The 14,823-nt window shown below is 43.2% G+C and carries 16 protein-coding genes; 11 read left to right on the forward strand and 5 right to left on the reverse strand.

Annotated elements, in window-relative coordinates; all coding sequences use genetic code 11:
* The first annotated feature begins 346 nt into the window (after positions 1 to 346).
* The 3 genes from mngB to A5875_RS15925 all read left to right on the forward strand — a co-directional run bounded on the left by mngB (position 347) and on the right by A5875_RS15925 (position 4,485).
* A complete protein-coding gene (mngB, locus tag A5875_RS15915) occupies positions 347 to 3,022 on the forward strand; it encodes a mannosylglycerate hydrolase (protein WP_088934497.1) in 2,676 nt (891 codons plus the stop codon).
* 26 nt (positions 3,023 to 3,048) lie between these two features.
* Positions 3,049 to 3,927, forward strand: coding sequence for a fructokinase ScrK (gene scrK, locus A5875_RS15920; protein WP_088934498.1), 879 nt, complete (start codon positions 3,049 to 3,051; stop codon positions 3,925 to 3,927).
* A gap of 132 nt (positions 3,928 to 4,059) precedes the next feature.
* Entirely contained in the window at positions 4,060 to 4,485 is a 426-nt protein-coding gene (locus A5875_RS15925) for a phosphate-starvation-inducible PsiE family protein (RefSeq protein WP_088934499.1), read from the forward strand.
* A 61-nt stretch (positions 4,486 to 4,546) separates the two neighbouring features.
* Here the strand turns inward: A5875_RS15925 and A5875_RS15930 are convergent, their stop codons facing one another.
* Together A5875_RS15930 and A5875_RS15935 are read right to left on the reverse strand one after the other, a co-directional pair.
* Entirely contained in the window at positions 4,547 to 5,422 is an 876-nt protein-coding gene (locus A5875_RS15930) for a sulfite exporter TauE/SafE family protein (protein ID WP_088934500.1), read from the reverse strand.
* Between the two features lie 119 nt (positions 5,423 to 5,541).
* The gene (locus A5875_RS15935; RefSeq protein ID WP_088934501.1) at positions 5,542 to 6,408 is read right to left on the reverse strand and encodes a LysR family transcriptional regulator; all 867 of its coding nucleotides are present in this window, start codon (positions 6,406 to 6,408) and stop codon (positions 5,542 to 5,544) included.
* A gap of 273 nt (positions 6,409 to 6,681) precedes the next feature.
* Here A5875_RS15935 and A5875_RS15940 point away from each other — a divergent pair, with 273 nt between their 5' ends.
* The gene (locus A5875_RS15940) at positions 6,682 to 7,221 is read left to right on the forward strand and encodes a prolyl-tRNA synthetase associated domain-containing protein (protein ID WP_088934502.1); all 540 of its coding nucleotides are present in this window, start codon (positions 6,682 to 6,684) and stop codon (positions 7,219 to 7,221) included.
* Between the two features lie 38 nt (positions 7,222 to 7,259).
* On the opposite strand, the gene A5875_RS15945 is transcribed toward A5875_RS15940, so the two are convergent.
* The 3 genes from A5875_RS15945 to A5875_RS15955 all read right to left on the reverse strand — a co-directional run bounded on the left by A5875_RS15945 (position 7,260) and on the right by A5875_RS15955 (position 10,113).
* Entirely contained in the window at positions 7,260 to 8,828 is a 1,569-nt protein-coding gene (locus A5875_RS15945) for an L-serine ammonia-lyase, iron-sulfur-dependent, subunit alpha (protein ID WP_088934503.1), read from the reverse strand.
* Between the two features lie 11 nt (positions 8,829 to 8,839).
* Complete coding sequence (locus A5875_RS15950; RefSeq protein ID WP_088934504.1) at positions 8,840 to 9,052, reverse strand: tautomerase family protein; 213 nt, start codon at positions 9,050 to 9,052, stop codon at positions 8,840 to 8,842.
* Between the two features lie 74 nt (positions 9,053 to 9,126).
* On the reverse strand, positions 9,127 to 10,113 hold the full coding sequence (locus tag A5875_RS15955; RefSeq protein WP_088934505.1) for an ornithine cyclodeaminase family protein: 987 nt from the start codon (positions 10,111 to 10,113) through the stop codon (positions 9,127 to 9,129).
* A 146-nt stretch (positions 10,114 to 10,259) separates the two neighbouring features.
* Here A5875_RS15955 and A5875_RS15960 point away from each other — a divergent pair, with 146 nt between their 5' ends.
* From A5875_RS15960 to A5875_RS15990, 7 genes are all read left to right on the forward strand, one after another.
* Positions 10,260 to 11,186 carry an FAD:protein FMN transferase gene (locus A5875_RS15960; RefSeq protein ID WP_088934506.1) on the forward strand — a complete coding sequence of 309 codons (927 nt, stop codon included), beginning with the start codon at positions 10,260 to 10,262 and terminating at the stop codon, positions 11,184 to 11,186.
* 162 nt (positions 11,187 to 11,348) lie between these two features.
* Positions 11,349 to 11,618: a type II toxin-antitoxin system RelB/DinJ family antitoxin gene (locus A5875_RS15965; protein ID WP_088934507.1), complete on the forward strand. Its 270-nt coding sequence runs from the start codon at positions 11,349 to 11,351 to the stop codon at positions 11,616 to 11,618.
* Positions 11,608 to 11,961 carry a type II toxin-antitoxin system PemK/MazF family toxin gene (locus A5875_RS15970; protein ID WP_088934508.1) on the forward strand — a complete coding sequence of 118 codons (354 nt, stop codon included), beginning with the start codon at positions 11,608 to 11,610 and terminating at the stop codon, positions 11,959 to 11,961. The genes A5875_RS15965 and A5875_RS15970 overlap by 11 nt, the downstream gene beginning before the upstream one ends.
* Positions 11,962 to 12,549: 588 nt before the next feature.
* Positions 12,550 to 13,035, forward strand: coding sequence for a rhodanese-like domain-containing protein (locus tag A5875_RS15975; protein ID WP_088934509.1), 486 nt, complete (start codon positions 12,550 to 12,552; stop codon positions 13,033 to 13,035).
* 211 nt (positions 13,036 to 13,246) lie between these two features.
* Positions 13,247 to 13,432, forward strand: a complete 186-nt coding sequence (locus A5875_RS15980) for a type II toxin-antitoxin system HicA family toxin (protein WP_088934510.1) — start codon at positions 13,247 to 13,249, stop codon at positions 13,430 to 13,432.
* Between the two features lie 36 nt (positions 13,433 to 13,468).
* Entirely contained in the window at positions 13,469 to 13,846 is a 378-nt protein-coding gene (locus tag A5875_RS15985; RefSeq protein ID WP_088934708.1) for a type II toxin-antitoxin system HicB family antitoxin, read from the forward strand.
* Positions 13,847 to 14,006: 160 nt separating this feature from the next.
* Positions 14,007 to 14,495, forward strand: a complete 489-nt coding sequence (locus A5875_RS15990) for a hypothetical protein (RefSeq protein WP_088934511.1) — start codon at positions 14,007 to 14,009, stop codon at positions 14,493 to 14,495.
* Positions 14,496 to 14,823: the final 328 nt, after the last annotated feature.

Below are 14,823 nucleotides of genomic sequence, written 5' to 3' on the forward strand. Positions count from 1 at the left end.
AGTTAAATAATTATTATTACGGGTGTTTTGATGTCCGGCTTCACGAACTAGCTTTATCGACAATAAGCGAAAATTTTGTTAAGACTGAGAAACGCCAAGTAGGTATCAATCAACATCAGCTCCTAAAGATCGCTGTGTTTCTTGACAACTTATCAAAATTTTAGTCTTATTGCTCAGCTAACTCCAATGTGGGAAATCATTTTTCAAAAATCGCGAAAAATGCTTCTGACTGTTGTTACGCATACCATTCCACTAATCACGCTAAAGCGTGAAGTAGAACTGGTAAAAGCTGAACGAGTTCGTGAAGCCTTTCTTATTATTTTAATCAAACGAGAGGGATTTTTGCATGAAAAAAACAGTACACGTAGTACCTCACAGTCATTGGGATCGCGAGTGGTATTTTACTACCAGCCGCTCAAAAATTTATTTGATGCACGACTTGAAAAAAGTTTTAGAACAGCTGGAAAAAGAGAATCCCTATGAGAGCTTTATTTTAGATGGACAGGCTTCTTTGCTAGACGACTATTTGAAATGGCGTCCGCAGGATAAAGCGCGAATCGAAAAGCTGGTCCAACAAGGCAAGCTGATCATTGGTCCATGGTATACCCAAACGGATCAGCTGGTGATTTCTGGTGAAAGCATTGTCCGTAATATGCTGTACGGTATGAAAATCTGTGAAGATTTCGGCGATTATATGAATGTCGGCTACGTGCCGGATTCCTTTGGCCAAGCCGCCAGTATGCCGCAAATTTACCGCGAGTTTGGTATCAGCGACACGATGTTCTGGCGCGGGGTGAGTGATGATGATGTGGCCCACACAGAATACAAATGGCGGGGCGAAGATGGATCAGTAGTCAATGTCTATCAAATTCCCAGCGGGTATTACATCGGCGGTGCGATTCCAGAACGGGAAGCTGATTTGGCAGAATTCCTGCATCAAGAACCATTTAAAACAACCTGGGGCCGCAGTTCAACCGATCAAGTTTATTTTCCGAATGGCTTTGACCAAGCGCCGGTAAGAGAGAACTTGCCGGAACTTGTCGATCAAATGAATGAGCTTTATCAAGACGAATACGAGCTGCAATTTTCAACGATTGAAAAATATATCGCCGCGGTCAAAGAACGTCAGCCAGAATTGGAAGAAATCGCAGGAGAGCTGATCAATGGCAAATTGATGCGTATCCACAAAACGATCTTTTCTTCCCGGCCGGACTTAAAAGCGCTGAACACAAAAATTCAGCATTATCTAGTAAACGTGATGGAGCCTGTATTGACGATGGCGATGCAGCTCGGCTTTGAGTATCCAGTCGAAACGGTCAAAGAAATTTGGAAGCTGATGTTTGAGAATGCCGCGCATGATTCGATCGGTTCTTGCGTATCTGATACCACCAACGAAGATGCCTATATGCGCTACAAGCAGGCGCGAGATATTTCTATGAACCTAGTGGAGTTGACTCTGCGCCAAATCTCAACGGCGATCAATAATCCGCAGGCACAAGAAATCACCTTCACGCTTTTCAATACCTATGACACGATTCGTGATGGGGTGGTCGAAGCAGAGGTTTACTTGCCGAAAAAAGAATTCGCAATTCTTGATCAAGCGGGGAATTCTCTGCCTTACACGATTTTAGAGCTGATCGACCAAACCGAGTATGTCTTGAATCAAGGCAATGTGCTGAATCAAGTCAAGGAGATCTATTTGCCGGAGAAGGTCTATAAAGCTAAAATCGCCTTTGAAACAACGGAAGTGCCAAGCATGGGCTATACGCAATTAACGATTGATCTCAAGGGCGACAGCAGCGCGCCGATTCAAGAGCTTTCAAATAATACGATTGAAAATGAGCATTACCGGATCACCATTAACAAAAATGGTTCTTTAGATATTTTAGACAAAGCCAATGAGGTTCTTTATCAGAATCAAGGGATCATTGAAGAAAATGGTGATGATGGAGATTCTTTCAACTATTCGCCGCCAGTGAAGGATTGGGTGATTTCTTCTAGCGAGGCTGAGCCTCAAGTCACGATCAAGCAGTCAGCGATCTATCAATCGGTACGCGTAGAATTTTTACTAACGGTACCAAAGGATCTAACTGAGCGGGCTGAGCAAAAAGCCTCTGAGAAATTACCGATCACGCTTGAATTAGCTTTGAAGAAAGGATCGCCGTTGTTAGATTTCAAGCTGACCGTTGAGAATCAAAACGTGGACAGTCATCGTGTTTGTGTGCTGTTTGATACTGGGATCGCTTCGAAGTTCTCGATTGCCGACCAGCAATTTGGTACCCTGCAGCGTCCGGTTGTTTTTGAAAAGGAAATGGCTCTTTGGGAAGCAAACAAAGACCAATGGAACGAACAGCCGATCGCGATTGAAACGTGCCAAAGCTTTGCTGGGCTATTCGATGAAGGTCGCGGAGTCGCTGTGATGCCGAAGGGCGTGCGGGAATATGAAATTATTGGCGAGCAATTCGATACGATTCGTTTAACGATCTTTCGGACCTATGGCTTCATGGGCAAAGAAAATCTGATGTATCGTCCCGGTCGTGCTTCCGGTGAAACAGTGATCGCGACTCCAGATGCGCAGTGCCATAAAACCATGAGCTTTGAATTTTCGGTAGTCTATTTTGCGGAAGGCTTTGATCAAGCCAATGTGGCCCAATTAGCGAAGCAAGCAGTCACACCGATCGAAGTCTATCAATACGCGGAATTCCTGAATTCTCGTCTGATTTTCACTTTAGGCGATGTGGAACAAACACTGCCGGCAAGCTTTAGCCTTTTGAGCATCACAGGCAATTTGACCTTGAGCGTTTTGAAAAAGGCCGAGGACCGTCCGGGTTATATCCTGCGTCTTTATAATGGATTATTAGAAGAAGAGGCTCGAGCAGCGATCACCTTCAAGCACCCAATCAAAATTGCAGAAAAAGTTGACCTGAAAGAAAAAACGAAGGAACCGCTGTCAATAAATAATGATACAATAGAGCTTGAGAACATCGGGCACGCGAAATTCGTGACCTTGTATGTTGAATAAATCTAAATGATTGCGAGTGAAGCTTAGTGGAAAAATTATTTGGCGGGATCGAAGCCGGCGGTACAAAATTTGTTTGCTCGGTGGGAAATAGTGAGCTGGAGATCGTCGAACGGGTCAGCTATCCGACAACGACACCAGAAGAAACGATGGACTTAGTGATCGGCTTTTTCAAGCAGTACGCAGAACAATTGGTAAGTATCGGTGTCGGTTCATTCGGTCCGATTGATATCCATCGCGATTCGAAAACCTATGGCTACATCACTTCGACACCAAAACTAGCGTGGCAGAATTATAACTTTGTCGGGGCATTGAAAAATGAATTCGACTTGCCGATCGCTTGGACAACCGATGTCAATGCGGCTTGTTATGGCGAGTATGTGAAAGGCCGCGGCGATGGCGTCAACAGTGTCGTTTATTATACGATCGGCACAGGGATTGGCGGCGGCGCGCTGCAAAAAGGCAATTTTATCGAAGGCTTTAGTCATCCGGAAATGGGTCACGTGCTGGTAAGCCGCAACCCGAATGATGATTTTGAAGGCAGCTGTCCATTCCACGGACATTGCTTAGAAGGCATGGCGGCAGGTCCGGCAATCGAGAAACGTTTAGGACGCAAAGGCCAAGACTTGAGCGAAGACGATCCGTATTGGGAGATCGAAGCCGATTACATCGCGCAATGTGCGTATAACACGACCTTGATGTTTTCACCTGACGTGATCATCTTTGGCGGCGGCGTAATGCAGCAAGAGCACTTGGTTAAAAAAGTGCGCGCTCGTTTCAAAGAGCTGGTGAATGATTACGTGAAAACACCTGATTTGGAAGACTATATCGTGACACCAAAATTAGGCAACAACGCCGGCACGATAGGTTGTTTAGCCTTAGCCAAAGAAGCAAAATTACATTCATAATAAAAAAGGTTCCGCAATTCGATTACAGCAAGCGGCTGTTTGAATTGGCGGAGCCTTTTTTGGTGCGTATCTTTTCTGATTTAAATAAAGAATTGCTATACTTTAAATGAAATCGACTAAGGGGGACATGCCATGAAAGAGAATTATTTTTTGAAGTTTGAAAAAGCAATCAGTACGGTCGTGGATATTTTATTGGCTTTGTTGATCGTCGTGGTAGTGATCGTCATGGGAGAGGGCATCTTCAACATCGTCATGCATGTGATTCCGCTGAATAATGTCTCTGAGCTGACACTGTTGATCGAGGAGATCGCAACCCTCTTTATTTTATTAGAGGTTATCCTGATGCTGCTGCGCTATATCAAGGAAGGGCATCATATTCCTGTCCGCTATTTGATCCTGATCAGTATCACCGCTATTTTGCGGGAGCTTTTGTTGGCTCACGGAAACGGCACCAATTCCTTATTATTGTCGCTTTCGATTTTGATTTTAGTAGGTGTCTTGTTCATTTTGGAAAAGGTCAAGGCCTTTCATAAGGGCGAAAATAGAATCGAAAAATAAAAAGGCTCCGTACCAAAATCAAATCAGGTACAGAGTCTTTTTTACCGTAAAACTGAGTGCGCTAGGCTACCGCAGTTTTGCGTGATTTTAGAATGTATTGAATCCCAGTATAGAAAATAATGACAATAACTAAATAAGTAACCATCGAAATGTCTAGGTTCATCAAGAATTGAGAGGCAATGATTACGCCGGGAATCCCGCCGATCGTGATCGCTAGCGCAATTTTTCTAGAGTAGGCTTTTTCGCGAATGAAGTTGATACTTGCGACTGGTTGAAGGCCCGCACATGAACACATCATGATCGGGAAAGCCGCTAACGGTGTCATACCTAACATGTAAACCATCGCCATACATGGCGCATACAAACCAACACCAACAGTCATTAAGGCTCCGAAGAAAAAGTTTCCGATGATGCCGACAATTAATTTAACGCCGGTCAATCCCATGGCCGTATTGCCTTTACCTAATAAGGCAATGACTTCTGTTTGGCGCAGCAACATTAAAATAGCAGTGATCAAAAGTGCCCAGCCGATCCATTTCTGAACAGCCGTTTCCGAAAGCTTCGTAACGTATTTTGAGCCAAACCAAGAGCCGCCGATCGCTGCTAAAATCAAGGTAACTAAAGTTAACGAATCTACCTTGATGACTGTGACGAAAATCACAGCTTCCGTCAACACCGGAATCGCATGTCCAACATTCAAAATCCCCGGTAATTTTCGGTCGTCATTGTTTTGCTTTGTAACATTTAACATCATGGTAGTAAGGGCAAAACTCCCAATCCCAATCGTGTCCGCAAAGTCTGCAATAAAGCCAATAATTCCACTAATAAGCCAATTTCCTGGTCCTAAATCATCACGATGGGTCACAACATCGCGCACAAGCATGAACGCTTGAAAGATCATCAGACCAATCAAAACATAAAAAATAATCTGTGCCATAAGTCCTCCCGTAGGTCTTTTTCCTTTTATTATAACAATAAATAAAAAAGAAAAACCATAAAAATTTAAATTTTTGTGATTGATTGAACTATTAGGGTGAGAAATAAGTCCTTCGTAACTTAGCTTGTCGGGATTATTTTGAGAAATTCTTTACTGGCTAAAGAGAGCAATGTCTTGTTACGGTAGAGGATTCCGACCTTTCGAAAAACGGGATCGACTAAGGGTCTTGTTTCAACGCGATATGCGATTCGTTGCAAAATTAATTTTGGCAAAATACTAATGCCTAAGTTTTTTTCTACCATCGCGAGGATCGAATAATCATCCCAGGTTCGGAATTTGATCTGAGGTTGAACCTGTGCGTCTGCCAATAGCTCGGTAATATCGGAAGTTCCTTCACGTTCTAGTAAAATGAACGGCTGCGCCTCTAAATCAGTCACGTTGATTTTTTCTTTGGCTAATAGCGGGTGCCCCTGCGGCAAGACGACTAATTGTTCATCCGCATGCAAAAACTGCTGCTCCAAATCATGAGCAGCTGGCAGGCGTGAAAAGCCAAAGTCAACACGACCATCAATAATCCATTGTTCGATCTCTTCGTAGTCGCCTAATAATAGTTCAAAATCAATATTCGGATAATCCGCTTGAAAGTGCTGGATCATCTCAGGCAGCCAATGGGTAGCGACGCTGGAAAAAGTACCAATGCGGATCAAGCCAGTGTCTAAATGTCCCAGCTCCGCCAGCTGGTTTTGCAGCGTCTGGTATTTTTCTGCCAGTTCTTTTGCGTAAGGCAGAATGTTCATGCCGTCAGAGGTCAGGCGAAGTCCTGCTCGATTTCGTTCTAACAACGTGATGCCCCATTCCTGTTCGAGGTCATTGATCATTCGGCTGATCCCCGATTGAGAATAATTCATGATTTTCGCCGCTTTAGTAAAACTGCCTAGTTCGACTGTTTTGACGAAGGCCATATATTTCTGAATATTCATATCCATCGCTGATACTCCTTATCGTTTCAAAATACTAATTTTCATCTTGGGAAAAGCAGAAGGGATATTCTTATATCTGATTTCCTCATGTTAACTATGATAAAAATTCGTTTTTGTAATCTATGGTTCTATGATAAATTACTGCTATTAACTATTCAAGCAGGAGGCGAAACCATTGCGTATTTTTGATGCTTTAATGAGTTCGTATAGAAATGTTGCTCCACCGGATTTTTCGTTAAGAAAATATGAAACTAAAAATTAAGAATAGGAATGATTAAAATGGTTTTTGTTAGTGAAGCGTATACGACAGTGCCAGCGACATTCAGCACGCCTTTGCAAGAAAAAGTCTATCAGGTCTTGCAGGAATTAACGATGGATTTTCAACGAGTGGAGACCGAAGAAGTTATCACGATGGAAGATTGCCAGCAGATCAACGAACGATTAGACATGGATATGGTGAAGACCTTGTTCTTATGTAATCGTCAAAAAACGAATTTTTACTTATTCGTTACTTGCGGAGACAAGCCGTTTAAGTCTAAGGAATTTAGCCAAGCATTAGACATCGCTCGCGTTTCCTTTGCATCGGCAGAGCAGATGGATTCGATGCTAGGGACAAAAATCGGTGCGGCGACGATCTTCAGCACCTTGCTGCCAGAAGCTGCAAAAGTTCAGCTTATCTTGGATAAGGATGTTTGCGATCAGGAATACTATGGCTGCAGTGATGGCACAACGACTGGCTATTTGAAGTTGAAAACCGAAGATGTGCTGCGGAAGTTTTTACCTTATGTGAAACGGCAGCCGAAGGTTATAGAAGTGTAAAAAGACGAGCGTGTGCTCGTCTTTTTTAGGTGATTCAATTAACAGCAATCCAACGGACAGCCTAAGCGTTCGGCGATTGCCAAACCAGAGGGTGTTTGAGCAATACCGGCGTGACCGGTACAGCGCAATTCTGGCGGGATCATTCGTCCGACTTTATTGAAGCTTTCGATCGTCTCATCTAATGGAACGACGACATCATAGCCTGCCAGTGCCATATTGGCGGCGCCCAGCGCATTCATGCCGCACATCATATTTTTTCCAAGACAGGGAACTTCTACACGTACACCGATAGGATCACAGGTCATGCCAAAGACATTTTGCAATCCCATGGATGCGGCGTTCACGGCTTCTTCGATGGTGCCGCCCATTAATTGGACCAAAGCGCCCGCCGTCATACCTGATCCCGAGCCGCATTCGGCCTGACAGCCGGCAACCTCTGCCGCAAACGTGGCGTATTCCGCGATAAAGACTCCAATCATTCCAGCGGCCAATAAGGCCCGAACTAATTCATCGTGCGATTTTTTCTGATAATCGCTGACAGCGATCAAGGTTCCCGGCAAGGCTCCGCAAGAACCGGCAGTAGGTGCCGCCACAAAGACATTCATGGAGCTTTTGACTTCCATCAACGCGGAAATATTCTCGATGATTTTGGCTGGCAGCTCATCACCGATCAGCTTGTCGCGGTTGGCTTTTATCTTCGGTGCTTGTGAGCCTAGCATTCGATCTTCATAGGAAGTGCCCGCTAAGCCCACCTTGATTCCGTTAGCCATGATTTCAAGAATGTCTTCGGCTTTTTGATAGACCTCTTCTTCGGAAATACTGCCGCGATGGCTTTCGTAGCGCAGGGCCATATCCGCTAAATCCAGCTTTTCTTTTTTCGCCGCAGCGATCATTTCTTCCGCCGTTGCAAAAAGCATTTTCGGTTCCTTTTGCGACATGATTGGCAGGACAGGGTCGAAGGCGATGAAGCGTTCGACGGTCATCTGCTCATTCAGCCAAGCGATCTCGTTTTCTGGAATGGCCTGTTGCGTTTTGATATGCAGCAATGTTTTACCGTCTTGCTCTTTGATCGCCGCAAAGCAGAACTTGTTGATCTTTTCAGCCAGTTCAGTTTCGGTTACGGTCAATTGATCGCCAAAGAGCAGCGTTTCATAAAATCCGCCTGTGACTTCTACTTCAAAGTGATCAATCTCAATGATCTCGATCATTCCACCGCCGACCGAAAGAGCTACAACATCCAGCTCTTCACCACGATCGGTTTTGATCGTCATTTTGTAGGTGTTGGGGTGGTTATTCTCATAGGAAATGACACGGAAAAGAATTTCCATCCCTTCGTCTTCTGCAATTTGAATGGCGCTCGTCAGCCGACTATCTGTCGGGTCCATCCCCAATAAGCCGCCCACCAGACCAATGTCTGAACACTGGCTGATATAGCTTGCGGCCAAAGAGCCTTCAGGATCAAAGTCCGCTTGAAAATAAGTGATCTTGCCGGCGACCATCTGGCGCAGGGCACGACCGATCCGAACAGAAGCAGCGGTATGGGAACTGGAAGGACCGATCATCACCGGCCCTAAAACGTCGTTAAAAATACTCGCATGTTCTTTCATCCGCGTCCTCCTTAGAAATCGGATTCGATATAAACATCTTCACCGGCGATTTCATCACCGATCACGTCTTTCCATTTGTCCGCGTCGATCTCCTTGAATGACACAGAGACGGCACTAGCTTCACAGCCTAATTCCTTCACTACGAAATCCTGCAGCTTGTCCGCAAACTCCTGTTTTACTTCTTTTGAACGACCGGGATACATTCTGACTGATAAATGTGGCATGGTTTATTCCTCCTTTTTCATATTTATGAATTCATTTTTAAGCCTTATATCATCCAACTAGTTTTTTGATCAAGCTAAGACCATTGCGTTCCAACTTTTTCTTCAAGTGCCCGTTCATAAATTTTTTGCGCGGTGACTAAGTCTTGTGCGCCGATCCCGACTGTTTTGAAGACGATGATCTCTTCATCATTCTCACGGCCGCCGATTTTGCCCATCAATACTTCGCCGATATCGCCAGTGAAGTCCTCTTTGGTAATCGTGCCGTCCTCTAACGGGATCAAAATATCGCCGGCCTCAGAAAGCACCGCTTCTTCTGAATCAAAATAAATCTTGCTGGCTCGTTCTAAAATCACCGGGTCCATTTCCTGCATGTGGGGCTGATAAGAGCCGACACAGCTGACAGTCGCGCCCGCCTTGACTTTGCTGCCGTCAAAAACCGGAGAAGTCGCTGGTGTAACTGTGACGATCAAATCAGCGTCACTGATGGCTTCATCAGAGGTCGCCGCTGGTAAAATCTGTGCACCATAGGCCTTCAGCTCTTCATTCATTTGGGCTGAGAAATCCTTTGTCCGCTCAGGATTTTGATCGAAAACATAGACCGTCTCCAAATCGCGGGCGCAAACCATCGCTTCTAATTGAGTCGCCGCTTGTCCGCCAGTCCCGATCAAAGCGCCTTTTTTCGCATCCTTGCGTCCTAAAACATCAAAAGCGACACCCGAAGCAGCGCCGGTTCTAAATTGAGTAACGGTCACGCCGTCTAATAAAGCATTGATATAGCCGGTTTTGCCATCCACCAACAACACTTGTGCCGGAGCAGAGGCTAAGCCCTTATCAATATTGTCAGGAAAAATATTGATGACTTTTACCGCTGCTGCATCTAAATCAGGAACATACGAAGGCATGAATAGGAACGTCCCATTTTGTTTTTCCGACACGATCTGAGTGCGCAAGGGCACATCGGTTTTGCCTTCACTGAATAATTGGAAGGCTGTCTTGTCCGCCTCGATGGCGTCTTTCATAGTAAAAACTTCTTTGATATTGGCGCGAGATAAAAGTAACATAGAATCCCCCTTTAAATTTTTTCTTTCACACCTAGAAGTATAAGCGATTACATTGGCGGATACAAAACAATTCCCGAAGTTTCTCTTTTGTTCTGATGAAAAATCGATTAAGCTGTTTAGGAGAAGAGCAGGAAAGGAACACGAACATGAGTGAGAAAACACTGCACCTGATGGGAACGGTCATCAAGCTTTGGGTCCAGCACCCTGAAGCAGACGAATTATTAGCTAAAGCAGAAGCACAACTGCGGGACTTTGAGCAGCGCTTCAGTGCCAATGCAGAAGACTCAGAACTAATGAAAATCAATCATCAAGCAGGCCTTGCGCCAGTCAAGGTAGCTGCGGATTTATTCGAATTAATAAAAATCGGCAAAGAACAAAGCTTGATATCCGATAGCGCATTGAATATCGCCATCGGTCCTTTGATCCAGGAATGGCGGGTCGGCTTCACCGACGCGAAATATCCATCCGCCGAAAAAATCCAAGAACTGCTTCCTCTGATTGATCCACAGGCGATCCACTTAGATGAAGGGAAGCAGACGGTTTACTTGGCACATGCGGGCATGGCAATCGATCTCGGCGCATTAGCAAAGGGCTACTTTGCCGATCAGATTATCGCCGATTTTAAAGCCGCCCAAGCCGAAGCCGCCTTTATTGATCTCGGCGGAAACGTGCTGACCTATGGACCAGCACCGCAACGAGCAGAAGGTCGTTGGCGAATAGGTATTCAAAATCCCTTCCTGCCTCGAGGCAACTATGTCGCGGTGGTAAAAGCCCAGAACGAATCGGTCGTGACCTCAGGCATCTATGAACGCAAATTCGAATGGCAGGGTCAAACCTACCATCATATTTTTGACAGCCGGACTGGATATCCCATCCAAACCGATCTAGCCAGCCTGACGATCGTATCCGACAAATCGTTGGACGGTGAGATCTGGACGACGCGCTTATTTGGCAAAAATGCTCAGGAAGTATTAACCGAACTGAATCAGCTTGAAGGCATCGATGGGATCGTCATTACCACCGATCAGCAGATGGCGTATAGCGATGGCTTAAAAACGAAAATCGAAATCTGATCAAAAGGCACAAGGATGTTTGGTGCCTTTTTATTATTTGTCCTTAATGCATGGGTGTATGGCTAAAATTGAATTAAAGCGCAATTCAGAGTATAATAAACTCAAAATAGAGAGTATTTTATTGTAAATGAGTACATTGTTCTCCGAAAAGAGGCGGTAAAAGTGAAAAAAAAGAAAGAAAGAATTCAAGTAGGAATCGATGGAGAATTAAAAGAGACTGCTGAAATGATATTAGGCGAATTAGGAATGAATCCCACTACAGCAATCACGATCCTGTATAAGCAAGTCGTAGAAAGAGGGGAGTTTCCGATAGACATAAAATTAAGCGAGGATACCAAGCAAGATATTCGTTTGAGACAACTGACAAAACAACTGCCTATAAAAATGTTAGAGACAGAAAAAGAAATTGCTGAGTGGCTAGATGAAGAGTAATGAAATAGTCACGGTCTATGTAGCCTTTGCAAACGGACAAGGCGGAAAAAGAAGACCAATTCTAGTGGTAGAGGATAAAGAGGAACGAGTGGCATTTTTCAGTATCACGACGAAATATGAAAAAAAATCAGAAGCGATTAAAAATCTATATTATCCAATCAGGGATTGGAAAGAGGCAGGTTTGCATAAGCAGTCGTGGATAGATGTAGGAACGCTTAGAGGAATTTCTAGAACACGGAGAGATATTACCTTTAAAAAGGTTGGCAAATTAACAACGACCGATAAAAAAATGTTAAATGATTTTATCGAAAAATTAATTCCTAATAGTGATGAGAAAAACTAAACTAAAATCTGATTTAAAGGCACAAGCGCTGAATCTTGTGCCTTTTTCTAAACTATAAAATAAGTATAAAATTTTCAGATGAATAAATCGCTTTGTAGCGGGTATCTCCATGTCTGGCTTCACGAACTAGCTTTATCGGCAATAAGCAAAAATATTTCGAAATTTGAGAAGCAATTTAGAAATATTTTGGTCTTATTGCTCAAAAGCTGAGCGAGTTCGCGAAGCCTTTCTTATTGGAATTCAAGCTGCCGTAACATTGTGTATATTTTCTCATTGTCATTGAAAAAGCGTTTTCCTTTATATATACTTTGTTAGGAGATAACCCTTACATTATGCACTGGAGGTGGAAGAAATGGCAAAACGACTATGACTATGAGGCCAAATTTTACTTAGAGTCTCTAAGCGAGTGTATTTAGCATTCTTTCCCTCAAAATATCTATGTGATTAAACATACAATCCGAACCTTTCGAAGCATACGTACAGCATCAGTATGTCTATTTGTGCGGAAAAATTTTTGATGGTTGGAACGCTAAAGCTCATGCAGCAAATGCTCCAAACAAAAATTAAACGAAAGAAGGATTTAGAAAAATGAAAAAAAGAATTAGCGGATTATTGGTCGCTTTGGCGATGTTGGCAATTGTATTGACCGGCTGTTCAAACAATGACAAGAAAGAAGAAACAAAGGACCGTGCAGAAGCCGATATCGAATGGCAAATGATCGCACCAGAAGATATGAAAAAAGTGCTTGAAACCGATGATGCAACGGATTATCAAATCATCGACATCCAGCCAGAAGATGACTATGCTAAAGGCCATCTGCCAAACTCGATCAGCGTACCCGCCTATCCAGTCGACACAAAAGAGTTAGAAAAACTAGTTGTTGATAGTGCTGACGATTTCAAAGAAGGCGACAATCCAATCTATGTCGTTTGCCCAGGCGGCGGTGGCGGAGCAAAACGCACGATCTCACTATTGATCGATGAAGGGATCGACGAATCACGCCTGTTCATCGTTGAAAACGGCGCGAAGAAATGGCCTTACAAAGACGACAGCAAGCTTTGGGTGACAGATTAATCATTGAAAATCAGAGAACTCTCTTAATTAGAGGGTTCTTTCAGACTGTAGGCAAAATCCGTTTTCTGGATGCTGTCTACAGTCTTTTTATCTAGCTAACAAAATTAAATGCGGATGTTTATATACAAGGATAGGTATTGTACATAACAATTTCAAATTTTGACATCAACGCGCATTGTGCGTATGATTAAATTGTGAAGAGGCAGCTTGTATGCCGCTTACTGGAAAAGAGATGCTGAAACTTGCCAAAAAACATGGTTGGATAATGGCTAGAATAAACGGGAGCCATCATATCATGGTAAAAGAGGGACATTTACCAGTCTCTATTCCTGTTCATAATAAGGATTTGAAAATCGGGACAGAGCAAAAAATATTAAAAGATTTAGGATTGAACTAACTTTCAGGCACCAATCTTTTAAGGAGGATGATCCAAGTGAAAAAAAGTTATCCGGCAGTATTCTCAAAAGAAGATGAGGGCTTCTCAATAATTTTTCCTGATTTTGCCGGAGCTGCTCAAGGGGATAATTTAGAAGACGCGCTGTCTAATGCAAAAGAATTTTTGGATGGAATACTGGCTTATTATATTGACGAAGACATCCCGCTTCCAGAACCGACAGAAATAGTGGCTATCCAAGTGGAGAACAATACTCAATTTGTATCCCTTATCCAAGGAGATCCTTCTCCTTATATCAAAAAAAAGACCGTGCGAAAAAATGTGACAATACCAGAATGGCTGGCTAGTCGCGGAGAAAAGGACAACGTGAATTTCTCCAAACTACTTACCGATGCTTTATTTGAAAAATATGGATAATGTAACAAACGGAATCATGGGAATCTCAGGAGCAGGAAGCTGCTCTTGAGGTTCCTTTTTCAATCTCCTAAAAATAAACCAACTTCTCTTTGCAGGCGAATGGAATCAATAGTATTATTTAGATAATTAGCAGTCAAAGAAAAGTAAAGGGGGCTTTCATATGTCGATCGGAATGTATCTAGCTAGTGACCATAAGTTAACGACCACGCCGCAATCAGCTTCTTCAGAATTATTGTCGATAAATGATCTCAAGAAGTACGAAAATTATGCCACGTTGATCTCCAATTTGAAAACGAATCTAGGAATCGATCCTCAAGCAAGCGACCCTAACGAAAAGCTGTTTGTCCTGCTGGATGATGAGGAGGAAGTATTCTCAGTGATGAGGGATCGAGACGAAGGAACCATCAATCAATATACTGACAAGCCATTTATTTACTATGTTGATATTTATAATTGGGAGCAGTTTTATCACTCCTTCGCGAACTATCTACAGTCTTTGCAGGCCCCCTTTGAGTTGTGGAAACTCTGGGAAGGAACAGTTGATTTGCAGGCGTTAGAAACCGTACAGCTGGACGAGTTAAATGAACAAGCATTGGAAAAGCTGTTCGGGAACAATGAATATATGAACCCAGTCGTTGGTGTGCATTAGTTTTTTCGACTCAAAATTACAGGAATCTCAGGAGCAGAAAGCTGCTCTTGAGGTTCCTTTTTTATTACACTAAAAAACACTTTTTCAATCATATCTCGTCTCTCAACAGAAGATACTAGCAACAAAATAATTGTGCGCAGCGAAAATTAATGAGTAACGGACAGCGAAAATAATAGTTTGAAAAGACTGAATAAAGATAGTAATAAAGCTTCGATAATAGAATAAAGGGGGAAATAAGGAGTAATTTCTTCGAGTTGAAATAGTTATTACCTATTTATTATTCGTTATTGATAATTTTATATTAAATCTGCAAACGCTATTTTGATGC

The sequence above is a fragment of the Enterococcus sp. 3H8_DIV0648 genome (assembly GCF_002140655.1).
In the GTDB taxonomy this organism is placed as follows: Bacteria; Bacillota; Bacilli; order Lactobacillales; family Enterococcaceae; genus Enterococcus_A; species Enterococcus_A hulanensis.